The 25,339-nt window shown below is 59.3% G+C and carries 24 protein-coding genes, 2 pseudogenes and 1 other annotated feature; of the genes and pseudogenes, 11 read left to right on the top strand and 15 right to left on the bottom strand.

Annotation, left to right across the window (positions count from 1 at the left end):
- Nucleotides 1–204 precede the first annotated feature (204 nt).
- The 4 genes from ACFQ95_RS16670 to ACFQ95_RS16655 all read left to right on the top strand — a co-directional run bounded on the left by ACFQ95_RS16670 (nt 205) and on the right by ACFQ95_RS16655 (nt 4,249).
- The gene (locus ACFQ95_RS16670) at nt 205–498 is read left to right on the top strand and encodes a hypothetical protein (RefSeq protein ID WP_422832743.1); all 294 of its coding nucleotides are present in this window, start codon (nt 205–207) and stop codon (nt 496–498) included.
- Between the two features lie 142 nt (nt 499–640).
- Nucleotides 641–2,941 carry a xanthine dehydrogenase family protein molybdopterin-binding subunit gene (locus ACFQ95_RS16665; RefSeq protein WP_422832741.1) on the top strand — a complete coding sequence of 767 codons (2,301 nt, stop codon included), beginning with the start codon at nt 641–643 and terminating at the stop codon, nt 2,939–2,941.
- Between the two features lie 115 nt (nt 2,942–3,056).
- Nucleotides 3,057–3,884: a DMT family transporter gene (locus ACFQ95_RS16660; protein ID WP_422832747.1), complete on the top strand. Its 828-nt coding sequence runs from the start codon at nt 3,057–3,059 to the stop codon at nt 3,882–3,884.
- A 44-nt stretch (nt 3,885–3,928) separates the two neighbouring features.
- Nucleotides 3,929–4,249 carry a YnfA family protein gene (locus tag ACFQ95_RS16655; RefSeq protein ID WP_422832740.1) on the top strand — a complete coding sequence of 107 codons (321 nt, stop codon included), beginning with the start codon at nt 3,929–3,931 and terminating at the stop codon, nt 4,247–4,249.
- Here ACFQ95_RS16655 and ACFQ95_RS16650 read toward each other — a convergent pair.
- From ACFQ95_RS16650 to ACFQ95_RS16595, 12 genes are all read right to left on the bottom strand, one after another.
- On the bottom strand, nt 4,227–4,952 hold the full coding sequence (locus tag ACFQ95_RS16650; protein ID WP_422832738.1) for a helix-turn-helix transcriptional regulator: 726 nt from the start codon (nt 4,950–4,952) through the stop codon (nt 4,227–4,229). The two genes, ACFQ95_RS16655 and ACFQ95_RS16650, sit on opposite strands and share 23 nt — an antisense overlap.
- Before the next feature lie 84 nt (nt 4,953–5,036).
- Nucleotides 5,037–5,546, bottom strand: coding sequence for an EVE domain-containing protein (locus tag ACFQ95_RS16645; RefSeq protein WP_422832737.1), 510 nt, complete (start codon nt 5,544–5,546; stop codon nt 5,037–5,039).
- Nucleotides 5,547–5,557: 11 nt separating this feature from the next.
- Nucleotides 5,558–5,941: a VOC family protein gene (locus ACFQ95_RS16640; protein ID WP_422832735.1), complete on the bottom strand. Its 384-nt coding sequence runs from the start codon at nt 5,939–5,941 to the stop codon at nt 5,558–5,560.
- A gap of 158 nt (nt 5,942–6,099) precedes the next feature.
- Nucleotides 6,100–7,014, bottom strand: a complete 915-nt coding sequence (locus ACFQ95_RS16635; RefSeq protein WP_422832733.1) for a ProQ/FINO family protein — start codon at nt 7,012–7,014, stop codon at nt 6,100–6,102.
- 87 nt (nt 7,015–7,101) lie between these two features.
- Nucleotides 7,102–8,358, bottom strand: coding sequence for a glycolate oxidase subunit GlcF (gene glcF, locus ACFQ95_RS16630; protein WP_422832731.1), 1,257 nt, complete (start codon nt 8,356–8,358; stop codon nt 7,102–7,104).
- 13 nt (nt 8,359–8,371) lie between these two features.
- Nucleotides 8,372–9,187 (bottom strand): YoaK family protein, encoded by an 816-nt coding sequence (locus tag ACFQ95_RS16625; protein WP_422832729.1) that lies wholly within the window; start codon nt 9,185–9,187, stop codon nt 8,372–8,374.
- Between the two features lie 22 nt (nt 9,188–9,209).
- Nucleotides 9,210–10,301 carry a glycolate oxidase subunit GlcE gene (gene glcE / locus ACFQ95_RS16620; RefSeq protein ID WP_422832727.1) on the bottom strand — a complete coding sequence of 364 codons (1,092 nt, stop codon included), beginning with the start codon at nt 10,299–10,301 and terminating at the stop codon, nt 9,210–9,212.
- 93 nt (nt 10,302–10,394) lie between these two features.
- Nucleotides 10,395–11,315, bottom strand: coding sequence for an SMP-30/gluconolactonase/LRE family protein (locus ACFQ95_RS16615; protein WP_422832725.1), 921 nt, complete (start codon nt 11,313–11,315; stop codon nt 10,395–10,397).
- An 18-nt stretch (nt 11,316–11,333) separates the two neighbouring features.
- A complete protein-coding gene (locus tag ACFQ95_RS16610) occupies nt 11,334–12,200 on the bottom strand; it encodes an aldose 1-epimerase (RefSeq protein WP_422832723.1) in 867 nt (288 codons plus the stop codon).
- A 171-nt stretch (nt 12,201–12,371) separates the two neighbouring features.
- Nucleotides 12,372–13,799, bottom strand: coding sequence for an ammonium transporter (gene amt, locus ACFQ95_RS16605; protein ID WP_422832722.1), 1,428 nt, complete (start codon nt 13,797–13,799; stop codon nt 12,372–12,374).
- 31 nt (nt 13,800–13,830) lie between these two features.
- Nucleotides 13,831–14,169: a P-II family nitrogen regulator gene (glnK, locus tag ACFQ95_RS16600; protein WP_422832721.1), complete on the bottom strand. Its 339-nt coding sequence runs from the start codon at nt 14,167–14,169 to the stop codon at nt 13,831–13,833.
- A 20-nt stretch (nt 14,170–14,189) separates the two neighbouring features.
- A complete protein-coding gene (locus ACFQ95_RS16595) occupies nt 14,190–14,939 on the bottom strand; it encodes a TorF family putative porin (RefSeq protein ID WP_422832719.1) in 750 nt (249 codons plus the stop codon).
- 207 nt (nt 14,940–15,146) lie between these two features.
- Here ACFQ95_RS16595 and ACFQ95_RS16590 point away from each other — a divergent pair.
- The 7 genes and pseudogenes from ACFQ95_RS16590 to ACFQ95_RS16560 all read left to right on the top strand — a co-directional run.
- A pseudogene (locus tag ACFQ95_RS16590) lies at nt 15,147–15,290 on the top strand (ATP-binding protein); the annotation flags it as partial.
- Between the two features lie 173 nt (nt 15,291–15,463).
- Nucleotides 15,464–17,218 (top strand): AAA family ATPase, encoded by a 1,755-nt coding sequence (locus ACFQ95_RS16585; RefSeq protein WP_422832717.1) that lies wholly within the window; start codon nt 15,464–15,466, stop codon nt 17,216–17,218.
- Between the two features lie 46 nt (nt 17,219–17,264).
- A complete protein-coding gene (locus ACFQ95_RS16580) occupies nt 17,265–18,134 on the top strand; it encodes a DNA adenine methylase (RefSeq protein WP_422832716.1) in 870 nt (289 codons plus the stop codon).
- 92 nt (nt 18,135–18,226) lie between these two features.
- A complete protein-coding gene (locus ACFQ95_RS16575) occupies nt 18,227–18,529 on the top strand; it encodes a hypothetical protein (RefSeq protein ID WP_422832714.1) in 303 nt (100 codons plus the stop codon).
- Between the two features lie 60 nt (nt 18,530–18,589).
- Nucleotides 18,590–19,495, top strand: a complete 906-nt coding sequence (locus ACFQ95_RS16570; protein ID WP_422832713.1) for a DUF5677 domain-containing protein — start codon at nt 18,590–18,592, stop codon at nt 19,493–19,495.
- Between the two features lie 10 nt (nt 19,496–19,505).
- Nucleotides 19,506–20,003, top strand: coding sequence for a hypothetical protein (locus tag ACFQ95_RS16565; protein WP_422832712.1), 498 nt, complete (start codon nt 19,506–19,508; stop codon nt 20,001–20,003).
- A gap of 568 nt (nt 20,004–20,571) precedes the next feature.
- Nucleotides 20,572–21,108: an NYN domain-containing protein gene (locus tag ACFQ95_RS16560; protein ID WP_422832711.1), complete on the top strand. Its 537-nt coding sequence runs from the start codon at nt 20,572–20,574 to the stop codon at nt 21,106–21,108.
- Nucleotides 21,109–21,201: 93 nt separating this feature from the next.
- Here the strand turns inward: ACFQ95_RS16560 and ACFQ95_RS16555 are convergent.
- The 3 genes and pseudogenes from ACFQ95_RS16555 to ACFQ95_RS16545 form a co-directional block, all read right to left on the bottom strand.
- Nucleotides 21,202–22,432: pseudogene (locus ACFQ95_RS16555) on the bottom strand (IS3 family transposase).
- Nucleotides 22,038–22,154, bottom strand: a sequence feature (AL1L pseudoknot). It overlaps the preceding pseudogene by 117 nt.
- Nucleotides 22,433–22,616: 184 nt before the next feature.
- Complete coding sequence (locus tag ACFQ95_RS16550) at nt 22,617–24,020, bottom strand: hypothetical protein (RefSeq protein WP_422832710.1); 1,404 nt, start codon at nt 24,018–24,020, stop codon at nt 22,617–22,619.
- Complete coding sequence (locus ACFQ95_RS16545) at nt 24,017–25,330, bottom strand: ATP-binding protein (RefSeq protein WP_422832708.1); 1,314 nt, start codon at nt 25,328–25,330, stop codon at nt 24,017–24,019. The genes ACFQ95_RS16550 and ACFQ95_RS16545 overlap by 4 nt, the downstream gene beginning before the upstream one ends.
- Nucleotides 25,331–25,339 lie beyond the last annotated feature (9 nt).

Genomic DNA, 25,339 nt, shown 5'->3' with positions numbered 1-25,339 from the left:
AGTGCGGGTTCCCGTGTGAAAGTAGGTCATCGTCAGGCTATTATCTAGAAACGCCCCAGTCTCCAAAGGACTGGGGCTTTTCGCTTTGGGGAATCAAAAACCTTCATCCACGGTTATCACCTACGCCGATGATTCTTGGGTGCTGACAGCACGAAGCCCGCACACAGCTCAAACTTGGGATGACTTTTTCTATAGGAGATAGTCATGTCACAGCAGTCGACGCCGCCAAAATCTGCGACGCTCCCTTCGAGCCCAAAAAACCCCCAAGATCCGTCGCTGCCCGACGACAAGCAGCTGCCTTCTGATGGCCCCGAAGACGGCGCTCATCCGCATGGAAAACCACCGCTTCCGCATGAGCGTGACCAAAGCGCGCATATGACCAATGGCATCCCAAGCCCCAAGGTTCAGCAGGCTGCGAAAGATCTGGCCCGTGGTCTACAAGACACCAGCAAGGCGCCAGAAATGGAGCGTACCTATCAGCGCCAAAAGGGTGGCTAAAGGGCGTTGCCACGTTTCACACCATTGACAGGTGTGCAGCTTTCGACGAGTCGCCCTATAGTGCGATGCAGGCCCGCCAAATCGGCGCAGGCCGGCCCGGATCCACTAGCCCTGCGGAGACTCTGTGCAAAACAATAACCCCATGCGATTTGGTAGCGGCCAATCAGTGCGCCGCTTGGAAGACGATCAGCTGCTGGCCGGTTCCGGCCAGTTCACTGCCGATGTAGTGCCTGCGGGCCAGGTCGTCGCGGCATTCCTTCGTTCACCCTATCCACACGCGCGTATTCTGAAGATCGACACTTCGGACGCACAGGCCATGCCCGGCGTATTGGCGATCATCACGGGTGCCGAACTGGCGGCGGAAGGTGTGAACCCCATCCCCGGCGGTGGCTTTCACCGCGCCGACGGAAGCCCCGGCGTGACACCGCCGCACCGTGTATTGGCGCATGAGCGGGTGCGATTTGTGGGTGAGGCCGTGGCCGTGGTCGTGGCCGAGAGTTTGCAACAAGCACGTGACGCGCTGGAAGCCATCGTTGCCGACTATGCCGAGCTTGCGGTAGTGGTGGACATGAAAGACGCTACCGCCGCAGGCGCGCCGGCCATCACCGAGGCTGCCCCAGACAATATTGCGGCCGAAATCCGCCATGGCAATGCCGATGCAACCACGGCTGCCTTTGCCCAGGCAGCCCATGTTGTGCGCCTGGAAGTGGTGAACCAGCGCATTGTGGCCGTCAGCATGGAACCCCGCACGGTACTGGCCGACTGCAACCCAGACACTGGCCGCCTGACCATTCGTATGAGCACACAAATGCCCACCGGGGTGCGCGGGTCGGTTTGTGCAGCACTCGGCTTGGAGACCGAACAGGTGCGTGTGATCGTGGGCGATGTAGGCGGTGGCTTTGGTATGAAAACCGGGGTCTACCCCGAAGACATCGCCGTGGCCTACTGTGCCCGGCGCTTGAAACGCCCGGTGAAATGGGTGAGCGAGCGCAGCGAAGAATTTCTCGCGGCCTACCATGGGCGTGATCTGCACAGCCACGCCGAACTGGCGCTCGATGCCAGCGGCAAGATTCTCGCGCTGCGCCTGGCTTCTCTGGCCAACGTGGGTGCCTACGCCACCGGTGCAGGTGTCGCCATTCAGTTGCTGATTGGTCCGTGGGTGCAGACCAGCGTGTACGACATCCAGACCATAGACTTTCACTTCAAAGCCGTGCTCACCAACACCAGCCCGACCAGCGCCTACCGGGGTGCGGGGCGACCTGAAGCCATCTTCATGATGGAGCGTCTGATGGATGAGGCCGCGCGCCAAACCGGCATAGACCGGGTGGCACTGCGCCGCCGCAACTTCATCCAGCCCGCGCAAATGCCGTACAAAAATCCCATGGGGCAAACCTACGACACGGGGCACTTCGAATCCATCATGGACCAGGGCTTGGCGCTGGCCGACTGGAACGGCTTTGCCGCCCGTGCTGCCGACTCCGAAAAGCGTGGACGGCTGCGCGGCTTGGGCATTGCCACTTTCCTGGAATGGACGGGCGGCAATGTGTTTGAAGAACGTGTGACGATCAATGTCCTGGCCGAGGGTGTGATCGAGGTTTTCTCCGCCGTCAACGCCATGGGCCAGGGCATCGCCACGACCCTGGCGCAGCTGGTGGTGGATGCGTTTGGTGTACCCATAGACCAGGTGCGCGTGGTGCTAGGCGACACCGACCGTGGCAACGGTTTTGGCAGCGCCGGCTCACGCAGCATCTTCACTGGCGGCTCGGCCGTGCGGATTGGCGCCGACCGCACCATAGACAAGGCCCGCTTGCTGGCAGCAGAAGCGCTGGAGGCCGCGCCGGCCGATCTGCAGTTCGCCGAAGGCCGCTTTACCGTGGCCGGAACCGATGTGCAGATGGACCTGTTCGAGCTCGCCGCAGCGCAGCCCGAGGGCAGCATCTTCATGGACTCCACCAGCACGGTCGATGGCCCGACCTGGCCCAATGGCTGCCACATCAGCGAGGTGGAAATCGACCCGCAGACCGGCGAGGTGGCGGTGGTGGCCTATGCCTCCATGAACGATGTAGGCCGTGTCATCAACCCTATGGTGGTGCGTGGCCAGCTCGATGGCGGCGCGGTGCAGGGCATAGGCCAGGCGCTGTGTGAGCACCTGGTCTACGACAATACTTCGGGCCAACTCATGAGCGGGAGCCTGATGGACTATGCAATGCCGCATGCCGACCAGGCGCCCGATTTCAAAACCGAAATGGACGCCAGTGTGCCGTGCAAAAACAACCCGCTGGGTGTCAAAGGTGTGGGTGAACTCGGCACCATTGGCGCGGCACCTTCGGTGGTGAACGCCGTGGCCGATGCCTTGGCGCGCCACGGCTATGCGGCACTAGCACCTCGCCTGCAAATGCCCTTGTCGCCCAACCGTTTGTGGACCTTGTTGCAGCAAGCTTAGGGATTTAGTGTCAAAAAATAGCTCCACGCAGGCCCTGAATGCGCAGCCAGCTACCGAAAAGATAGCAAGCAAGGCTTTGACCCAGCACCCCAAAAGAGGCGGCCACGCACGCGCCATGTGGGCGATGCTGCTCGCCGTCGGCAGCTTTGCGCTGATGGACGCGGTGCTGAAACTGCTGGCCGGGCACTACCCCGCCATGCAGGTAGCCGCCATGCGCGGCATGGCCTCTATGCCGCTGGTGGTGTTGTATGTGTTGTGGCGCCGCCAGGTTGCCAGCCTTTGGCGTGTGCGCTGGCCATTGCAGTTGCTGCGTGGCATGGCCAATATCGGTACCTTGTTTTTGTTCAGCTATTCGCTCAAAGCCCTGGCCTTGGCCGACGCCTACACGCTGTTTTTTGTGGCGCCGTTGATCATCACCGCGCTCTCAGCCCTGGTGCTGGGTGAACGTGTGCGGCGCGCGCATTGGCTGGCAATTGCCGTGGGCATGCTTGGCGTGGTGGTGGCCTTGCGGCCCGATGGTGAGTCCTTCCTGTCGCTGGATGCCTTGGCCGCACTGGGCGCTGCCGCGTGTTACGCCACCTCGGCTGTGCTTGGCCGTGTGCTGATTCGGCGCAACACCGGCGAGAGTCTGGTGTTCTGGACGACGGTCTTGATCGCCGTGGGTGCCGGCTTACTGGCCCAGGCGGATTGGGTCGCGGTGGCGCCAGCACATTGGCCCTTGATCGCGGCCCTGGCGGTTACCGGCTTCATTGGCTTGCTGGCCATCACCGAAGCCTTTCGCGGCGGCCAGGCCTCGGTGGTGGCACCGCTGGAGTACACCGCCCTGGCCTGGGGTGTGGCGTTAGATTGGCTGTTGTGGCGCACGGTGCCCGACCACTTCACGCTGCTGGGCGGCGCCATCATCATAGGCAGCGGCCTGGTGCTGCTGCGGCGCGAACACTGAACGGCCACACTGAACCGCCGAAACTGGCCGGGCAAAATCGCCGCATGAAAACCTTGTTGTTGTTTGTGGCCACCGCGTTGGCCGAGATCCTGGGCTGTTATCTGCCCTATCTCTGGCTGCGCCAGGGACGCAGCATCTGGCTGTTGCTGCCGGCGGCGCTGAGCCTGAGCTTGTTTGTCTGGCTGCTCACCTTGCATGCTACGGCCTCAGGGCGTGTTTATGCCGCCTATGGCGGCGTCTACGTGGCGGTGGCGCTGTTGTGGCTGTGGCTGGTTGACCAGGTGCGCCCGACCTTATGGGACGGCGTGGGTGCAGGCATTGCGCTGGTGGGCATGGCGGTGATCATGTTCCAGCCGGCGCGTTAGGGCAATGCGGCTTGGCGGCCTCGGCTGCCTCCACTGCTCGCAGCATGTCGGCCAGCGTCTTGCCGGGTTCGTCGGCAAACTGATCGGGCAGCAGGCGGAGTTGCCGGATGCGATCGACGCGAAAGCCGCGGAAATCGTTGCGCACCTCGCACCAGGCGGACAGCGTCCACACCTTGCCCCAGTAAAAACAGCCGAGCGGACGCACGATGCGCTGCGAGGTCTTGTCGGCCAGATCCAGGTAATCCAGGTGCACCTTGCGCCGCGCCTGTGTGGCCTCGCGCAGGGCTTGCAAATGTTGTTGTGTGACGGGTGTGAGGCCGCCGAACGAAGGCGCAAACATGGCCACCGACTCGGCCGCCACGCGCGCGGCAGGCGGCAGCACCGAGAGGATTTTGCCCAGCGCGGTTTCGACTTCACGCGACAAACCCGCGTCCAGCCAACGCTGCGCCAAACGTGCGGCGGCCACCAAGGCCGTGGCCTCCACCGGGCTGAACATCAGCGGCGGCAGGTCAAAACCGCGGCCCAAACGGTAGCCCACACCGGCTTCACCTTCTATGGGCACACCCTGCGCCTGCAGCGCCGCCACGTCGCGGTAAATGGTGCGTTCCGACACCTCTAGCCGCGTGGCCAAGAAGGCTGCGGTAGACAAACGCCGGCCACGCACGAGCTGGACGATTTGGAACAAGCGGTCGGCGCGGCGCATGGTGTTTGAGATGGTTAAATGTCTTGAGTTTTTTAGGCGATTTGCGCTTACGGATGTAGCGCAAGCAGCTATCAATTTAGATGGCTAGCGGGTTTCGAAAATCGACCTCTGCATGCTACCGCTGGAATGGCTGGAAGGCGCTTCCGGGCCCTCATCACACAACCCCCAAGGCACCTGCATGGCCCGGGCAATACGCTGCATGTCGACCGCACTGATCTCAAACAAACCACGCCGAAACGGATAACCCCAGCGTTCGCGATTCTCTACAAAATCCAATGCGGCTAGCAGTGGCGCTATGGGCGCGGGCCGAGCCGCCACATAGGCCACGTCGCGCCTAAACGGCACAAAGCCGCCGCCCATGTCGAACGCATAGGGCTCGCCGGCCTGCACCACACCCAGGCTGACGAAGCTTTGCAAGCGATCTGCGCCTTGCATGGTCTGGGCGGGCGCGTAGTAGACCACGCGATCACCAGGCGATACCCGCCGTAGCGGCGCCACTTTGCCATGACACACCTGCATGAAGCCCACGGGCTGTGCATCGCGTCCGCGCAAGGCGTGCTCTGCGCAGGCGACGGCGATCCAGTTCCTGGCCATGGTTCGAACGCTCAGCGCGAGACCGAATGCAGGCCTATGGTGTTGCCCTCGGTGTCGCGCAAATGGGCGATGTAGCCCATGCCGTCGGGCAGGGTGATGCAGGCATCAAGCAACTGGCCGCCGGCCAGTGGCACACGGTAGGCTGCGGCGTCCAGGCCGGGGCTGCAATCGAGGTAGATGCGCACGCCCGCATCGGCGGCCGGTTTGTATTCGTGGCCCGAGACCAGGCAGCCGCCGGTGGCGGGTTCGTCGTGGGCGAAAAGGGCCATGGGCGCGCCGCCAAAGTTTTCGCGGCGCATGGGGCGGCCCAGCACCTGTTCGTAGAAGGTTTGCGCGCGGTCGAGGTTGGCGCAAGGAATCTCGAACCAGTTGATGGCGTTGGGGGTGGTGGTCATGGCTAGCCTCTCGTGTTGTGTTGAAGAAGCCGCTATGGTGCGCGGGGGCTGCTGACAGCGTGGTGTCAGTAGCTTGTCGAGGCCTGCATGTGCTGCCACCCACCCATGCAAAACGCCCCTGGTGTTGAGCCAGGGGCGTTTGCTAGAAAGCGCTGTCTTTATGCGGCAACAGCGGTCGCAACGGCTGGCCGCAGGCTGCGTGCACGCTCCAACTGGCGGCCGGTCTGGCGTGGGTCCAGGCCGTACATGTCGGCAAACTCTTCCACGCTGCTGCGGCCGCTGGCGTCAAAGGCGCGCAGCAGGGCTTCGGCCTTGGCGTCTTCGGCGGTGATCTCGGCAAACACCTCGTTCAGCAACTGGTTGGCGGCTTCGTCGCGGCTGCGCACCAGCTCGGCATAGGCTTCGCGGCTCAGGCCGGACGACTCGAACGCCTGGCGCAGGCGGCGGCGCAGCTTCTCGGACGTGTCTTCACCGTCGCGTGGCTTGCGGCGGCGAAACACCTCCAGCAGCGCGTGGTGCACGTGCTCGGGTGCCATGGCTTCCACGGCGTTGCCCAGCAGGTCGTGGCGCTGGCGGCCTTCGGCCACGCTTTGCAGATAACGTGTGCTGCGTGTGTGGATGCCCAGCGCCACCTTCAGCGCTTCGCGCTCAAATACCTCGGGGTGGGCTTCCTGCAGGTCCTGGAAGATGCCGCGCTTGAGCGGCAGAAACACCGCGCCAAACAGGTGGGGGTAGAGGGCCGCCAGTTGTTCCAGCAGCGGGTGGGTGCGGCGTGGGGTTTGGGGGGCCTGTGCGCCCTTGCCGTCGTTCTGCCGGGGCTCACGGGATTCACGGGGCTGTCGGGGCGGGCGTGGTTCACGCGGCCCGGCGGCAGCATTCGGGGTGCCAGCTTCGGCACCCGGCTTGCGCCGGTTGCGACCGCCTCGGCCGCCGCGGCGGCCACGCTCGGCGCGCGGCGCGTCGGCTGCTTCTGCCGGGGCGGCCGTGGCCTCCCCAGGTGCGGCGACCGCGGCGGCGGGTGCAGCAGCAGCGTCTGTGACTTGTGGGGCGGGCGTCAATTGGGGGTCGGTCATGGGAGCGGAAAATGATCAGTCGAACCCGCGATCATGCCAGCTTGGCGCGGGTGCTGTCTAAATAGGCAAAACCTGGGGTCGCCGGTGTTACGTCAGCGCCTGGTCCAATAACTCGACCCAATGGCGCACCGGCACCTCGGTGCCGCTTTGCAAGTGTGTGATGCAGCCGATGTTGGCCGACAAAATGGCCTCCGGCGGGGTGTCGCCATGCGCCGTGCTCAGTGCGCCGAGTTTGCGGTCGCGCAGCTGTTTGGAGATATCGGGGTTGAGCACCGAATACGTGCCGGCCGAGCCGCAGCACAGGTGCGATTCGTTTACCGCCACACGCAGGTTGAAGCCCAGCGCGCGCAGGTGCTGCTCCACACCGCCACGCAGCTTCTGGCCGTGCTGCAGGGTACAGGGTGGATGGTAGGCAATGGGGCCGCTGGGCGCCTTGACGCGTGTACGCAAGCTGCTGGCCAGCTCGGGCAGCCATTCGCTCAGGTCGCGTGTCAGCCCACTGATACGCGCCGCGCGTGCCGCGTAGGCGGGGTCGTCCTGCAGCAGGTGGCCATAGTCTTTGACGGTGACGCCGCAGCCGGAGGCATTCATCACAATCGCCTCCACCGGCGCGGCGCCACCTACACCTTGCCCGCCCTCAACATAGGGCCACCAGGCGTCGATGTTGGCGCGCATCTGCGCCAGCCCGCCGGTCTGGTCGTTCAGGTGAAACTTCACCGCGCCGCAGCAGCCAGCCGAGGGCGCCAGCACGGTTTGAATGCCAGCGGCATCAAGCACACGTGCCGTGGCGCTGTTGATGTTGGGCATCATCGCAGGCTGCACACAGCCCGCCAGCATCAGCACCTGGCGCGTATGGGTTTGCGTGGGCCAGCGGCCGGCGTCCTGTTTGGCGGGCACCTTGGCTTTCAAGGCTGGTGGCAGCAGGCCGCGCACCTGTTGGCCCAGGCGCATGGCCGGGCCAAACAGCGGTGACGACAGGCCTTCTTTCAGCGCCCAGCGCATGGCGCGTTCAGCCGCGGGGCGCGGCACCTTGGCGTCGACGATCTTGCGGCCAATGTCCACCAGGTGGCCGTAGTCCACGCCGCTGGGGCAGGTGGTTTCGCAGTTGCGGCAGGTGAGGCAGCGGTCCAGGTGTTGTTGGGTGCTGCGAGTGGGCTCGGCGCCCTCGAGTACCTGCTTCATCAAGTAGATGCGGCCGCGCGGTCCGTCGAGTTCGTCGCCCAGCAACTGGTAGGTGGGGCAGGTGGCGGTGCAAAAGCCGCAGTGCACACACTTGCGCAGAATGGCCTCGGCGGCTTGGCCGTCGGGTGTGTTCTTGAACTCGGGGGCGAGGTTGGTTTGCATCGTGTCTCGTTTTTTAGGGGCTTTGTGTGGGCCTGGCGCCAGGGCGACGCCGCAGCCGTGCCCAGATGGCCGTGAGCAGGGAGCGCAGATAGACCGAGCGGCGCAGGTCGTGGCGCAGCGGCGTCAGCGCCACGGTGAGCAGCAGCGCGGCCAGCGGCATGACCCACAGGAAGCCCACGTACTTGAACCCGGCGGCGCCAAACAAGCCCCCGGCGATGAACATCGCCAGCAGCCCGCCGTAGAGTTGCATGCGTGAAAAGTTGGAACGCACCTGGGCCTCGGGCGGCGTGCCGTGGCGGTTCCAGTACAGCAGCTTGCCGAGTTCTATGCCGAGGTCGGTGAGGTTGCCGGTCATGTGGGTGGTGCGCATGCGGCCGCCAGAGAGTTTGCTACTCACGGCGTTTTGCAGACCCATGATGAATGACAGCAGCAGCACCGTGAGCGGCACGGTGAACGGCGTTTCCCAGGTGAGCGTGATCGCGCCCATCAAGCCAAACGGCAGCAGCAGGCCGGCCTCGAGCAACATCGGCAAGGCATAGGCGCTGCGCAGATGGTGTTGCCGCCCCCAGTTGACGATCAGGGCGGTGCACGCTGCCCCGGCCGTGAATGCCAGCAGCGCGCCCAGCGCACTCAGCAGCAGTGTGGCGTCGCCCAGCACCAGGCCATCGGCCACCTGCGAGGCAAAACCCGACATATGCGAGGTGTAGCTGTGCACCACCAGCAGCCCGCCGGCATTGATGGCGCCCGCGTTGAACGCCAACACAAAGCCCAGCAGCCGCGTGGTGGACGGCGTGCGGTGGCGGTCGGCGATGTGGAGCAGGCGGCGCAAGTCGGTCTCTAAGGGCGGGTTCTCAGAAGTCGGCTGACAGCCGGCCAGGGTTGAAGATGCCAGCCGGATCGAACTGCTGCTTCAAGTTGGCATGTAAACGATCCAGCGGTGGTTTTAAGGCATCAAAAAGGGCTCTGGCGCCTGGTGTGCGTGCGCAAGAAGCTATGAATAGCGTAGCGTTTCCAGCCACGGCTTGGGCCGCCTGGCGCAAGCCTGAGGCCGCTTCCGGCGGTGCCCAGAGCCAACGTTGGCCGCCATGCCATTCGATCAGTTGTGCATAAGGCAGGTCTAGCACGGGTGCGGTTTGTGGCACCGACAGGCGCCACAAATCCAGCCCTGCGCGTGGTGCAAACCACGGATGGCGCTGGTCGCGGCAAGTGTGCCAGTCGAAGTCATCGGGTGCTACGCGTGTGCCGCCCATGCTGGCGCAGGCGGCCTGCACGGCGGCGACGGCACCACGCAGGCGCAGCCACAGCGTGCCGTCCAGCCAGCAACTGGCGTTCAGCGGCAGCGGCTGGCCGCCCCAGAGGTTGAGCTGGCGCAGCGCCTCGGCCTGCGGCATGGCAAAACGCAGCGTCGCCTCGGCCGGGGCAAACGGCAGCACCTTGAGGTTGACTTCGGTGAGCAGGCCCAGCGTGCCCAGGGCGCCGCACATCAGCCGCGAGACGTCATAACCGGCGACGTTTTTCATCACCGTGCCGCCAAAACTCAGCAGTTCGGCGCGGCCGTTGATGAGGGTCGCGCCCAGCATGAAATCACGCACAGCACCCGCGCTGGCGCGGGCCGGGCCGCTGAGTCCGGTGGCGACCATGCCGCCCACGGTTCCGCCAGCCTGGCCCTCGCCCTGGAAGCGCGGTGGCTCGAACGGCAGACATTGGTTTTGTGTGGCCAGCAGCGCTTCGAGTTCGGCCAGCGGTGTGCCCGCACGCACGGTGACCACCAGCTCGCTGGGCTCGTAGCTCACGATGCCGCTGAGTGTGCTGGTGTCCAGCACTTCGCCGTGCAGCGCTTGTGCGTAAAAGTCCTTGCTGCCGCTGCCACGGATGCGCAGCGGGGTGGCATGGGCGGCCGCGTGGGCGACGCGGTCTAGAAGGCTTTGCAGGGCTTGGTCCATGTGGCCATGGTAATGGTTGGCCCTGCACTGTGGAAAAGATGGTGGCGTGATTTTTTTGAACCGTGTGCGTTCAGTTTTTTTGCCAGCGGCGTATCACTCCTGGAAGAAGTTCACCGGCAAGCCTGCCACATCCATGGGCAAACTGAACACACAGCCCGAGCCTGGCATGTTGGCCAGCTCTGCGGCGGGGCGGCCTTGGCTGGCGGTGGTGATGAACAGCGTGCGCAGTTCCGGGCCGCCAAAACACGGCATGGTGGGGCATTGGGCGGGTGTGGGGTATTCGGCCAGCAAACGGCCGTCGGGTGCGAACTTGCAGATGCGCGCACCTTCGAACATCGCCGAGTAGTAGTTGCCCTCGACGTCGACCGCCGCGCCATCGGGTCGGCCGCCGTAGCCAGCTTGGCCCGAGACCCAACCCATGGGTTTGCCGTTCAATTGCTGGAAAACGCGCTGGCCGCTGAGCGTGTTGGTTTCGGCCTGCCAATCCCAGGCGCGCACCACGTGGTCCGGTGTGTTGGCCCAATAAAGCGTGTGGTTGTCGGGCGACCAGGCCAGGCCATTGGCGGTGATGGCGTCGTCGGCTTGTGCGCGCAGTTCGGGCGTGCGGCCCTGGCGGCAATCGAGCGAATACAGCTTGGCCGCGTGGGCCGTGCGTGGCTCGTAGATGGTGCCGGCCCAGAAGCGGCCCAGCACGTCGCACTTGCCGTCGTTGAAGCGGGTGGTAGCCGGGTCGTGTGCCGCCGGCACCAGCAGCTCCAGCGTGCCGCCCCATTCGCGCGCGCGGTAAATGCCGTCGCGCATGGCGATCACCAGGCCACCGCGCGCAGCCGGGGCCATGCAGCCAGGTTCCTGGGGCACGTCCCAGGAATCGACCACAGCGCTGCCGGGCTGTGTGCGGTGGATGCGTTTGGCGGGCAGGTCGACCCAATAAAGGCATTGCTCGTGTGGATGCCAAAAGGGCGATTCGCCTAGCGCGTTGGCTTGGCTGGTGACGGGGTTCCAGGAAGGCATCATGTGGCGAGGTCTAGGTATCTAGGTGTTGCGTTGGACCGCAATGGTCATGTGAACGGACAGGGTTTCGCCAGGCTGCAATACACATACGCCCAGGGCATCGGGGCTGGCGCCGTTTGCTGCGGCCTGGTTCAAGGCATTGTTGACGTGGCTCACGGGTTCAATGGCCACAAAATCTTTCTGTGTGTTGGTGAACACCACCAAATGGCGCAGCTTGGACGTGATGCGGGTGTGCAGCACCGGGTCGACCAGGTCGACCTGGCCGCTCCAGCCATCGAAGCAGTTGTCTACCGTGAGGCTGGCGCAATCCACGTCCAGGCCGCTGCTGGCGCTGTGCGCCACGGGCAGCATGTCGGGGCCGTTTTCCCAGCGGCCGGTGGCGGCAAAGCTGATGCGGCTGCCCGGGCGCTTCACGAAGAACGGGTGCCAGCCCAGTCCTATGGGCGCGGGTATGGATGATTGGTTGGTGGCGCTGAGTGTCATCTCCAGGCTGTCGGCGCCGAGGCGCAGGCTTTGCGAGGTGTCAAACGCAAACGGCCAGGAGGCGTCGGGCTGGTGTTCAAAGGCCAACAGGGCCGATTGACCATCCGCTTCAAGCACTTCCCAGGGGCGCTGCCAGCCGTGGCCGTGGATGGCGTGTGGCTCGGGCATGTTGTTTTGCACCAGCGGGTGGCTGGTGCCTTGCCATTGCAGGGTGGCGTGGCCTATGCGGTTGGAAAACGGCACCAGCGCATAACTGCCGCTGACCCGCGACGAGGTCACGCTGGCTGCAGGGGCCGAGCGCAGTACCGCATCCTCGCCCAGCCACAGGCCGGTGATGCAGCCGCCGAGTTCGGGCCGCAACTCGCAGCGCAGCGCGCCGTTGTGTAAAACCAGGGGGGATGTCATGGCCGGGTCTCCTATGCATTGGGGAATGTTTTGTCCAATGATAGGCCGGGGCCAGGCAAAAAAATGGCCCGCCGGAACCTTGCGGTTCGTGCGGGCCAAACTTCCTGAGGAGATGAATCTTGGCCACCTGGCAGCAGTGGCGCCGCCAGGTGAGTCCCCTGAAGGATGCGTTTAACGGTTGTAAGCGGTTTCGCCGTGGGAGGTGATGTCCAGGCCTTCGCGCTCTTCTTCTTCGCTGACGCGCAGGCCGATGGCCACGTCTGCAATCTTGAAGGCGATGAAGGCAACCACGCCCGACCAGACGATGGTGAACAGCACGCTCTTCACTTGGATCCAGACCTGGCCACCCATGGTGAAGGTGTCAGGGGTCAGACCACCGGTGCCGCCCAGGCTTTGCGAGGCGAACACACCGGTCAGGATGGCACCCAGGATGCCGCCGACGCCGTGCACACCAAACACGTCAAACGCGTCATCGGCGTTCAACATGCGCTTGAGGCCGCTCACACCCCACAGGCAGACGATACCGGCCAGCAGGCCCAGCACGATGGAACCCATGGGGCCGACAAAGCCGGCAGCAGGCGTCACGGCCACCAGGCCGGCGACGGCACCAGAAGCGGCACCCAGCATCGAGGCCTTGCCCTTGTGCAGGCTTTCACCGGCAATCCAGGACAGGGTGGCAGCAGCGGTAGCCAACACGGTGTTGACAAAAGCCAGGCCAGCAGCGGCGTTGGCCGCACCAGCCGAGCCGGCGTTGAAACCGAACCAGCCGACCCACAGCAGCGAGGCACCGACCATGGTCAGCGTCAGCGAGTGAGGCGTGAAGGCTTCCTTGCCGAAGCCGATGCGCTTGCCCACCAGGTAGGCACCGACCAAGCCAGCCACACCGGCGTTGATGTGCACCACGGTGCCGCCGGCGAAGTCGAGTGCGCCATCGGCGCCCAGGAAACCGCCGCCCCAGACGATGTGGGCCATGGGCACGTAGCTGAAGGTGAACCACAGCACCGAGAACAGCAGCACAGCGGAGAAACGTGCGCGTTCAGCGAAGGCACCGACGATCAGCGCCACGGTGATGGCAGCGAACGTGCCCTGGAAGGCGAAGAACACATATTCAGGAATGGTGGTCAGAGCCCCGAAGGTCTCCAGATTCACACCCTTCAAGAAGATTTTGTCCAGGCCGCCGAAGAACTTGCCTTCACCCGAGAACGCCAGGCTGTAGCCGTAAATGGCCCACAGGATGCTGATCAACGAGAAGATCACAAAGACTTGCATCAGCACCGACAACATGTTCTTCGAGCGACCCAAACCGCCGTAGAACAAAGCCAGGCCGGGGATCGTCATCAGGATCACCAACAGGGTGGAGGTCAGCATCCAGGCGGTGTCGCCGGAGTCGATCTTGGGTGCGGGGGCTGCGGCTGCGGCGGGAGCCGATGCATCGGCTGCTGCGGGCGCTGCCGCGGCGGCAGGCGCTGCATCGGAGGCTGGTGCCGCGACGGCTGCAGCAGGAGCGGAGGCATCAGCGGCAGGGGTCTGCGCCATCAAGCTTGGACCTGCGGCCAACAAGCTCAGGCCCAGGGCCAGAGAAGCGAGAAGTTTTTTCATGAGATAAGTTCTTTCAGAAAGGCAGAGCGACTTACAGCGCTTCTTTACCGGTCTCACCCGTACGGATGCGTACGACTTGTTCGAGGTTGAACACGAAGATCTTGCCGTCGCCGATCTTGCCGGTGCGGGCGGCACCTTCGACGGCTTCGATCACGCGGTCGACGAGTTCGTCGGCCACAGCGGCTTCGATCTTCACTTTGGGCAAAAAGTCGACCACGTATTCCGCGCCACGGTAGAGCTCGGTGTGGCCCTTCTGGCGGCCGAAGCCTTTGACTTCGGTGACGGTGATGCCTTGGACGCCAATGCCGGACAGGGCTTCACGCACCTCGTCGAGCTTGAACGGTTTGATGATGGCCGTTACGAGTTTCATATGTTTATCCTCTTGTGCTATCAGAAGCTGTACTTGACGCCGATCAGCGCGCTGTCTTTGCCGAGGAACTTGCCGTTGGCAGGGCTGGCGTAAAAGGTCTTGTCGGCGTTGGTGCCCACGGCCGTCAGGGTGACGACGAAGCCGTTGGCGAAGTCTTTGCTCAGGCTGAGCGAGTAGTCGGTGTAAGACGCTGCAGCCGTGCCGTCGATACGTTGGTAGCCCACGTGTGGGGTGATGCCCCAGCCGCTGCCCAGGTCAAAGGTGGCAGCCGCCTCGATGTAGCTGGAGCCCTTGCTGTCGGCGATGCCGAAGGTTTCGTTGGTCACCGATTGCGAGTACTTCACGGTGGCCGGGCCCACCGTCAACGCGGCGTAGAGCTCGGTGGTGTTTGGCGTGGTGGCGAAGTTTTCGCTTGGGTACTGGTAACGCAAGATGCCCAGGTCATAGGAGAACAACTCGTTGATCGTGCCCTTGTAGCCGCCGTAGAAATCCAGTTCAACCGGGCCGTCACCGCCGGGAATGTCTTTCAGAATCTTGATGGTCGAAGCCCAGGTACCCAGGTAAATGCCGCTTTTGTGCGAGAAATCGATGCCACCTTGCAATGCTGGTTTCAGGCGCGATTGCGAAATGCCACGGAAACGGTAGTCTGAGACAACTCCAACGTTGAAAGCCAGTGTGTAATCTGGCTCGGGCGCCGCGGTCTGCGCAAAAGCGCCACTCGATACTGCGAGCGTTGCGAGGACCAGGGTTTTGGCGGCTGACAATTTCATGTTTGGCTCCGGATGGGTAAAAGAGTGGTGACGCAGTGCCTAAGCATGTAGCGTGCCATCGGTTACCACTTGTGAGACGCCATGCGCACCAACCGCCCGTACGGTGTTCTGAAATAAGAACAAGTGACTGTGCACCACTTGAGTGCGCAAGTAAAACGGTTTGTATCTCACTCCGCGGGATGCACCGATTTGAGCGAGCAGGATCAAATGAGCCTTTCTTTGGTGCAAAGTCGTTCGTTATTGGGGCTGGAGGCGCCAGCGGTCACCGTTGAGGTGCATTTGGTCAACGGCTTGCCCAGCTTTACGCTGGTGGGCCTGGCCGACCTCGAGGTCAAAGAGGCGCGTGGTCGTCCGTAACTTATTGCTCAGACTGGCTGCAACGCTGACGCGCCTTTCCGAGCCGAAGGTTTTTGATGCTTTGATACATATTGCTTAATTGCCAGTGGCGGATTGCAAGGTACTAACTTATTGCTTGGATTTTCATATAGCGAAATTGCTGTTGAGTCGTGTATTGAACAGCCGTGATGGTGTACGCATACATATGGCGAGAGGACTTTTTCCATGCTGCATACTGCTGGTTTCAAAAGAAACGCGCCTATCAAAAACGCGCCAAGAAAAGCATGGCAACGACTAGAAATAGGACAAAGGTTTGCTCGCTGGAGTTTGGGACCCCTCCATTTCGTAAGTTAGGCAACCTAAAAATTGAATTCGCCGACCGTCTGACCCTGATTGCAGGCCACAACGGCATCGGAAAGTCCACCATCCAGGGCTTAGTAGCCAACACCTTTGGCGTATCTAAAGGTGGACCAAAGAGTTACTTTGGGGAGCCCTTCTACGCCAACATTGAGCGAATCGTCTATCTTGCTCTGGAAGAAGTCGTGACTGCGCAGCAAGACCCCTCCGCCGCACCAACAGTTGTTGCGGATGTCGGTGGCATTTCGGTTCGCAAGCGCTGTGCGATGACCCAAAGAACCGAATGGAAGCGGGCTCGTGTAGTTCCAAGAACCGTCGACAGAGCTGATGACGATCCCGTCGGGCAAGATGCTAAGGTGCCTTTGCCGACCATTTTTCTGGGTATTAAGCGCCTTGCGTCAATAGGTGAGGCCGACGAGGCGGAAGTTGCAAGCAGAAAAATCGCGATGCACCAGGAGGATCGGCAACTTATGGCCGACTTCATTGGCGCCGTGATCGTTGGTACTGAAGTGACTACCGAGGTCACCCATCAGAGCATTAAGGGATCTAAAAAGAAGACAGTGCAGCCCGGGTATACGACCCATGATGCGTTTGCGATCTCGATGGGGCAAGATAGCTTGGCAAGTATCGCCACGGCATTAGCATCGTTTAATCGCCTGCTGCGCGAACAAGGGGACGAGTACTGTGGTGGTCTTCTAGTGATCGATGAATTGGATGTTGGGTTTCACCCTCACGCCATAGACCGATTAGTCAAAGCATTGAAAACCCATGCTAATCGATTAAGTCTTCAGATCATCGCCACGACGCATTCACCCCGTCTCATCGAAGCGGTCCATCCGGAAGGAGGGGGTAACCATAGAGCCCCTGATAAGGTGGTCTATCTTCTTGACACAAAACATCCACGTCTTGCAGATGACCAGTCTCTGGCAGCAATTCTTGACGACATGGCCCTCCGTCAAGACGATACCGTCCTGACGAAGGCCAAGAAGCCGGTACTAGGCGTTTACTTTGAAGATCCAGAAGGTGCTCAGTTTTGCGAGGCGTTGCTCCCTGCCCCAAAACGAGCCGCGTTAGCGCGGAAACTGGGCGTACAGATCAAACTAATTCCGCTCGGGGTTGGAGGATCCAACCTGATCGCTCTTCCAGACAAAGATCCGTTATTTAGGGATCGCGTCCTTATCGTAGACGCCGACACCTCAATCCCGAAGAAGGCGGCGGCCCGAGGAAATACCATCAAGTTACCTTGTCAAAACGGCGCACAGGGCACAGCCAGATCGCCAGAGAACGTAATGAAGAACTTTTTAAGGAATGTAATTGCCGCACCAAGCGGCCCGATGCATGCTGCGCTTCTCCGGTTCAGTGTCACCAACCCGACCACGGACAAAGTGTCAAATACGTTCTTCGCCGATGATTCAAGCACAAGTGCTCAGCGCGAATCCAGCAAAAGCTGGTGGGTTTCCCATTGGGACAAAATGCAGCGTTGGGGTGTGATTCGAGAATGGGCAATCTGCCATCAGGCTGAAGCTGCAGCGTTCATAAATTCGTTTGAAGATGCCGTTACTAAGACTGCTCGGCGAATCGTCTGATCGACCCTGGCCAAGGTCGAAGCACTCCGCTAAAGTGCGGTAACTCATGTATTCGAAAAAGCTTTACACCCCACTCCGCTACCCTGGTGGAAAGGCACGCTTCGCTCCGCTTATTGCGGAGGTCATCTCCAAGAATGAGTTGACAGGCGGTCATTATCTGGAACCATTTGCTGGAGGCGCAGGCGTGGCTCTTGCGCTTTTGATGGATGGGATTGTCCAACACATCCACATCAATGATGTTGATGCGGCTGTTGCGGTCTTCTGGCGCGCTGCTGTCCAACAAACAAGTGAATTGATAGACATGATTGTCAGTGAACCAGTGACGATGGATGCATGGCATCACTGGCGAGCAATGATGCTGGGGGAGGTTGAAGGCACTCAGCTTGAGCGCGGATTCGCAACGCTTTTTATGAATCGCACGAATCGTTCGGGAATCCTCAAGGCTGGCGTCATCGGCGGCAAAGCCCAAAGTGGCACTTACCAGCTCGACGCTCGATTCATGCGCGACGAATTATGTGTTCGCCTGGAGCGAATCGGTAGGTATGCCAATGCGATCAGCGTCTATGAGGAAGATGCTTACAGGTTGCTCCTCCGGTGCCATCAATTCCTGCCGACCAATTCGATGATCTATTTAGATCCGCCGTACTACGTGAAGGGGGCGGGGTTATATCGCAACTCCTACAAGCATGACGACCATGTTCAGATTGCTCGACTTCTTGGTAGCGTCAGATTTCGGCGGCCTTGGGTTGTGTCTTATGACAACACTGAGGAAATCCAAGAGATGTATGGTTACGCACGTTCGTTTACGTATGGGCTGAACTACACCGCCCAACAGCGCTACGTGGGCTCGGAAGTAATGTTTTTCAGCAAGCGCCTCACGCCTCCTTGTCAAACTCAGGAACCCAAAGTCGCCTGATTCAGCGCAGGGTGAGTGTTAGAAGATTAAGCTGAGAAAAGACTGATCGGTACGCCCAGAATCGCGCCATTCAAAACCAGTACAAGCATCGCATGGCCATCGTCACGTTTGGATTTATCAGCGTGCTCGTCACATACAAGGACGGCAGCGAAGAAGAGCACGAGATTTCCGACAAGGACTTCATAGTCGTTGACGGCAATCAGCCCGAGCGTGACGAAGCTGGCGTCTGGAAATGCGGCACGTTGTTCAAGGCTTTTCGAAAAGGTTACAACGTTGTCGCTGTCGTCAACTACACCGCTGGTGAAAGACTGTTTGCCGGATTGGCGCAGAGCCTTGGAAGGGCGATGATTCTGATCGCCAAATTGATGCAGCGTACGTTGTCCAGAACGGGTTGACGTTCAGCTTTGTCCCACCCTACTGATTCGTCGGATGCGTATGATGGGACGAGTTCCGGAATGAAGGCGGAAGAATATGAGGATAGTGTTGACCGTGGCGAGGTTTCCGAACTCGACCCCGACTACGCCGTTTTGCTGGACTACCTCTTTGAACTAGTCAAAGCGAGGGGGCGCTCAAGTGTTCCACGGAACCAACGCTACAAGAATGATGCCCAACTGATTGCGATCAAGCTCTGCAATCACCTTCACTCCATCCGCTTGCTATCAGAGGGGGCTAGGTATCTCTTTGACGATGGGAGTGAAACTGCGATTGTTGATTGCAGTTCTGTGGCGGTACTCGTGAGGGGGGCGCTTGAGACTTACCTTATGTTCCATTACCTCTTCGGTAGTGCCGACGAAGAGGTAAACAGATTTCGTCATGCGTGTTGGGGTTGCTGTGGATTGATGACTAGGCAAAGTTACGCGGCAAACACAAAAAAGACTCGCGAACAAGTCGAGCGGGAAAAGCCTGAGTTGGATGCAGTGCGTGCGGTGATCAAGACGCATCCCGAATTTCAAAAATACTCAGCCAAGCAGCAGGCTCAGCTACTTCAGGGAAATTGGGACGTAAAAAAAGAAGAGACTTCGTTTCTCGCTTTGGCGAAAAGTGCAGGGATGGACGAAAAGTACTTTCGCGACATCTACCAGTATCTTTCTGGTTTTGCCCATTCCTCTTATGAGGCCGTAAAGCAAATTCAGGTGGCACTACCAGATGTAAACCTTCAGAGGCGAATTTCGCACACGGTGATGGAGATTGCGACGATGGTTTCGGCGATGTTAATTGAGGACCTTAGGCGATACTTTATGATCGCAAGCGATGTGAAGTCTAATGATCGGGTCGAAATGATCCTACAGCTCAGAAATAAGACCGCGAACCGTTTCTTAAGAGAACGTTGGGGTAAAAATCACCCTGACGGGTTAGGGTAAGGGAGATTGAATGGATGCATCGGCGTGGGCCGCTTGGTATGCGGCGGTGTTGTCAACCATTGTGTTGGTTCGAGAAATCCACAAGTCGGGTGGACTAACTGCAATCACAAAGCGGTTGTCCAGAACAATCTCACTTGAAGACGCCGCCCAGCAGTTCTATCAAGTCGCACGGTACAAGGATTCTTACTGGGCTGTAGCTGCTGATGGCACGCAAGAGAAACGAACGGAGCAGGAGAAATTAATTTACTGCGCCCATGCACTGACCTCCGGTGAGATAGAGTGGACTGGAGTCTGCGCACCATCGAAATTGCGGGAAAAGATTGAGCCAAAGGACGTCAAGCATGGTTCGTTCATCAACGGTCTGGACAGGGTGATGGGGCGTGATGGTCGAACTGTTTTTCGATCTGTGCGACTCGACAAGAAGGGGCTACGAAAACTGATCAGGAGGCTGGACGAAGGGCACATGCTTTTCAGCGACAAGCCGCTTGACGACAGTGCGGTTGGTTAGGGGTTGGGGCTACCGCCGCGACCGCGATATATCAAAGGAAGCCTTTATGGCTGCGCATATTCGAGCAGCCCAAATCCAAATTTGGAAGCGCCGTTAGACGGCATAGGAACCACTGGAGTGCGCTCAGCGCGTGAACGACATGGATCAAAGCCTGATAAGCGCACGCATGGAATATCTCTATGCTGAGATGATTCCACCTCCATCTAGGGGGGAAAGCTCTGGTCGACATTAACCGCGCTTTGCTTGACCAATTTAGAGCGATACGCGCCAAGGATGTGACGCCGGGAACATGTAATCGATACATGGCTTAGGTGCGTGCAATTCTTCGTCGCGCGTGCAAAGAATGAGAGTGGATCGATCGAACACCGAAGGTCGGCAAGTTGCGTGATGGAGCTTGGCGGTTGGAACACTCAATCAATGGTTGAGCGATACGCGCGTGTGGCACCAGACGGATTGCAAACTGCAGCAAGTCGCCTGGATGTGTATCTTGCTGTCTAAAATAATTTACGTTTTGGCTTCAGGCCTTAGTTTTTTGGGGCTTGGTCAGTGCGTACTTCTTGGACCATTTATGGCAAATCTTCTGTACGTTGATAACTCAAATGTTTGGATTGAAGGGATGCACGTTTCTGCGGCGAGCAAGGGTCATGCGCCAGATGTTTGGGCAGCAGCCAAGAACAAAATCTGTGACTACGATTGGAAGCTGGATTTCGGGAAATTATTCGAATTCGCTGGCGGTAAAGGTGATGTGAAGCGCGCAGCATTGTTTGGTTCACGACCGCCAAAAAATGACTCCGTGTGGATCGCTGCGGAAAGACAAGGCTTTGAAGTGATTGTGTACGATCGAAATGTCGCTAATCATGAGAAAAAAATCGATACCGACATAGTTGCAACCATGATCAGTGATTCATACGAACTCTTAAAAATTGGCGAGGATGAAGTAACGCTAGTTTCAGGGGACGCTGATTACGTGCCTGCGATTGAGAAGCTCAAAAAACGAGGAATTCCTGTACATGTCGTTTTTTGGGGGCATGCATCAAAAGAGCTGAGGGACGTAGCGACGAGATTCATCAGTCTAGATCCGTACTTAAATCACTTGTCGCGATGAGTTTCGGTGGCTGTTTGAATCCGCCAGCCTGTTGTTTGGCGTTGAAAACCAGCCTGAATCGCCCCGGGTTTCGCGGAGGCTGTTTGGTTTAAGTCAGGCCACCACCGCGGTGGTCTGATTGGCGAGTTGCCGATAGTAGTTTGCCTCAGCTTCCGCAGGCGGGATGTACCCGATGGGTTCGAGCAGGCGATGGTGGTTGAACCATGACACCCATTCGAGCGTTGCAAACTCCACCGCCTCCCTGGTCTTCCAGGGCGCCCGGCGGTGGATAAGTTCAGCCTTGTAGAGTCCGTTGATGGTCTCGGCCAGGGCGTTGTCATAGCTGTCGCCCTTGCTGCCCACCGATGGCTCGATGCCCGCCTCCGTCAACCGCTCGGTGTAGCGGATGCTGACGTATTGCGAGCCCCTGTCGGAGTGACACACCAGGCTGCCATCACGCTCGGGTTGTCGGGCATACAGCGCCTGCTCCAGCGCATCGAGCACGAAGTCGGTGCGCATCGAACTGCTCACCCGCCAGCCCACGATACGCCGCGCGTACACGTCGATGACGAAGGCCACATACAGCCAGCCCTGCCAGGTCGAGACGTACGTGAAGTCGCTGACCCACAGCTGGTTCGGCCGCTCGGCCCGGAACTGCCGGTTGACCCGGTCCATCGGACAGGGGGCTTTGGCATCACTGACGGTGGTTCGCAGACCTTGCCCCGCATCACACCGCGCAGTCCCAGCTTGCGCATCAGCCGCTCGACCGTGCAGCGGGCCACAGTCACGCCTTCACGGGCCAGTTGCCGCCACACTTTGTCGGCACCGTAGACCTGCAGGTTGGCCTGCCAGACACGCTCAATCTCCGGGCGCAGGACAGCATCCCGCAAAGCCCGTGCGCAGCGCTTATGAGGCTCTCGCTGCAGCGCGACATGTCTTCGATAAGCCGACGGGGCAACTTGCAAAACTTTGCAGAGCGGCTCGACCCCATAGGCATTGCGATGCTGGTTGATGAATCGCCTCAAGACTTCAGGCGGCGGTCGAGCTCCGCCTGGGCGAAAAACGCGCTGGCCAGTTTCAGTATCTCGTTGGCCCGGCGCAGTTCCTTGACCTCGCGCTCCAGCTCCTTCATTCGCTGCGCTTCGCTGGTCGTGACGCCCTCGCGTACGCCTGCATTCACCTCAGCGCGCCTGACCCATTCGTTCAGCGTTTGCGGCACGCAGCCAATCTTGGGGGCGATGGACTCGATGGCGGCCCACAGCGATGGGTACTCGCCTCGGTGCTCTTGCACCATGCGTACGGCACGCTCGCGCACCTCGGGTGAGAACTTGTTCGACTTCTTCATGGCTCAATCCTCTCAGAGATTTGAGCCTCCTCAAAAACCGGGGCGATTCAGCCCATAATCGCTGACGATCTACATATCAGCTACATGAAAAATACCCCTCACCATCCATGATTGCGAGGGGCTTTTCATTTGGCGCCGGAGAGATGAATCGAACACCCGACCTTCTCATTACGAACGCCGTGTTCTACAAGTCCCTGGACCGACTTAGTAAGTTTTCGCGTGTGGTGTTAACACTGTGGCTTTCATCCAAGAAAAGTTCGTAGATCCCTGGTGTCGTTTCATTTAACCAATCGTAATCATGGAGTCGCATCCATCTGCACAAATCACGTCGGGAATCGAGAACATGTGGACGAGTTTTACTTGGATCTTTCCCATGTAGAACACTCCGAACTAAACGTCGAACTTCGTACCTATTTAGAGTTCTTTGTCGACCGAAAGATGAAAGCCTAGCACTCTTAGTTGCCTGGTAGGCGGCTTCACGTTGTTCTAATTGTTGGTTATCTTCGTCGGACAGCGAGTGTCGCAAAGCTGCGATGACGTTAAATGTCTTGGAGTAGCGGTCCCAACACGATCCACGCGCAAGCATCTCAAGAATGGCGGTTGGGATGGCATTCTTTTTGCCCACGCGCATGAAACGCTCGTCGAACGTTTCATTCTCCGTTCCGATGCCCTTAGTTGCGTCTTCCAGCTCGCAAAACTGCCCTGCGTAGTCAATCTTCCTAGAGGCAAGAAAGCTGAGGGCAAACGCAACTGCCATCAAGGATGCCACGGTGTAATGGCCGAAGTTCTTTCCTGATAGCGCGGATTCCAGGTGAGCTGTGCGAGTGCCGTAGGAGGCAGCAACCTCTTCAAATGAGGCCACTCCCCATTCCTTGGTGAACGCCAATGCTATATCGATGTTTTCTTCGACGGCAAGTTTCGCGACCGAATCCACTAGATGCTTGCGCTTCGTCGGCTTGAGCATCCATGCACGACCGGCAAGTGCCTCTGTGAGAAGAGCGACGTAGTACAGATAAGCATTCCCGCGAGGCTGGGGCAGATCAAGGCCCGTGGAGCAACCGCACGCACCGCAATGTAAGAGATCCCCTATGGTCCTAGCGATTTTGTTGCGCTCTGTGACGAGCAGTTCTTCAAACTCTTTTCCACATGCGCCACAAGCTTGCTGCAGAGGAACTTTGTGTATCGGGCAATGCGCAACACCGATGACCTGATGCAGAACCCGTGCACAGGCGGCGCCAACCTGCTTGATATCGTTCGCGACACACAAAGGACATCGACGTACTGCGGACGAGACGGGAAGCAATTCATGGGCAGAGATTTTTGGACGCATGCCTTGTAGCAATGCATCTTCTAGTCCCGTCGCATAGGTGTCATACCGCAACGCAAGCAAAATGGGGGCGGCACTGTGTTGCTTGATTGCGTTACCTGGATCCTGTAGTGGAGACAGGCATTGCTCTGCGATTTCCCTCACACCCCAGCCATGAAATATTCGCTTCGATATGCGGAGGTTGAGTTCGCGCTTTTGAACCTGCATGGTGATCCGAATGATCGAGGCTAATGTGGTTCCCTCTGGATACAGTGGAATCAATTGCCTTCCTTGCCTGCGCCAGCATTCCGCCGAGCTACATTCTTCTGCCGAGAAAGCCAGTCTCTTTTGGTCTTCTCGCGTGCCCAGACCCTTTGCAAAAACACGAGTGGCTGATCGCGCATCTTCGCAAACAAGTGTGGGTCTTTGCTAACGTAGGCTTCGATGATGTGGTGGAGGCCAATCATTTCGGCAGAGAAGTACGCGTTGTCCACGTGCTCGCGCCTGACACGTGTGGCTCCGGCGCGAATCGCTTCCTTTAATGTGGCGCTTCGGTAGATTGACAGAAATTTTGGGATGCCTCCTGTTCGTTCGTACAAGATCTGTTCGAGGTCAGCAATCGGTTCATCTTTCTCGTTAAAACATTTCCAGCCCCAGATGCCTGGGACGAGTTCGTGGCACCAAGTGTCGTCAGTGTGGTCATAAGCTGGAGCCATTTCAAATTTCCCTGAGGACGACAGTCGTCCAACGTCTTGCGTGAAGTCCAGGATATGCTCGAACGCCAGAGGATTGCCAATAACGACCAATGGAATGCCCTCGTTCGTAAACTGCAAGAATGCCCCTGCGAATTCCTTGCCTAGGACCTCTGAGCTGGTCTGCTTTTCTTGCAGTTCTTCGAGAATCAAAACGCCGCATCTGTGCAGATTGAGCCAAGCGAGAATTTTGTTTAGCTTGTCGGGCACTTTCGTTCTTGGTCGCCGAATTTCGACGCCATAAGAAGTGCCAAGCACCTTGTCGATTGCGTCGGCAATGTTGTGGTAGAGACTCGATTCACGGGCGTCATTAGGCAACTGCACTCGCAGGTAGACGAGTTGCATCAAGTAGTCCCATCCACATTCTTCGTTTTTCCCGTGGGGGACGAATTGCGGTAGATGGGCTAAATAGTTATCAATGGTGTGTGTTTTGCTGACACCCGTGGGGCCAAGCAGCATCATGCCCATTGCTTTGATTGAGAAGTTCGCCAGCTGTCCCAGATCCATCTCGATGGTTTGGCGGTCAAGATGTTCTGAGCGTTGGTAGATCCGTCGTCGATTTTCATGTAATCGGGGATCACGTCGTCGCAGCGATACGCGAATCATGTTGTGCAGCGCTAATACAACGGAAATCGAAGTCTGCGTTGGGATGAATAGGTCGAAAATTGCGTCGACGTTACTTTCCAACGGGGGCATTGAATATGGTTTTGCCCATTTTTTACGAGGGTCATCGAACAGCTTTTTGTCCCATTCTTCGAAGGACATCTCGGGGGGAATCTTCTTCAAAAGTGGATTACCCTCGTCGAGTTCGGAGAGATTTTTGTAGTCCCTAATGTTCATGTCTGCCTT

Source organism: Variovorax sp. HJSM1_2 (genome assembly GCF_049316285.1).
Classification (GTDB): Bacteria; Pseudomonadota; Gammaproteobacteria; order Burkholderiales; family Burkholderiaceae_C; genus Rhodoferax_B.
Note: the sequence above shows the minus strand (reverse complement) of the source record. Positions and strands in the feature narration are given on the sequence as shown.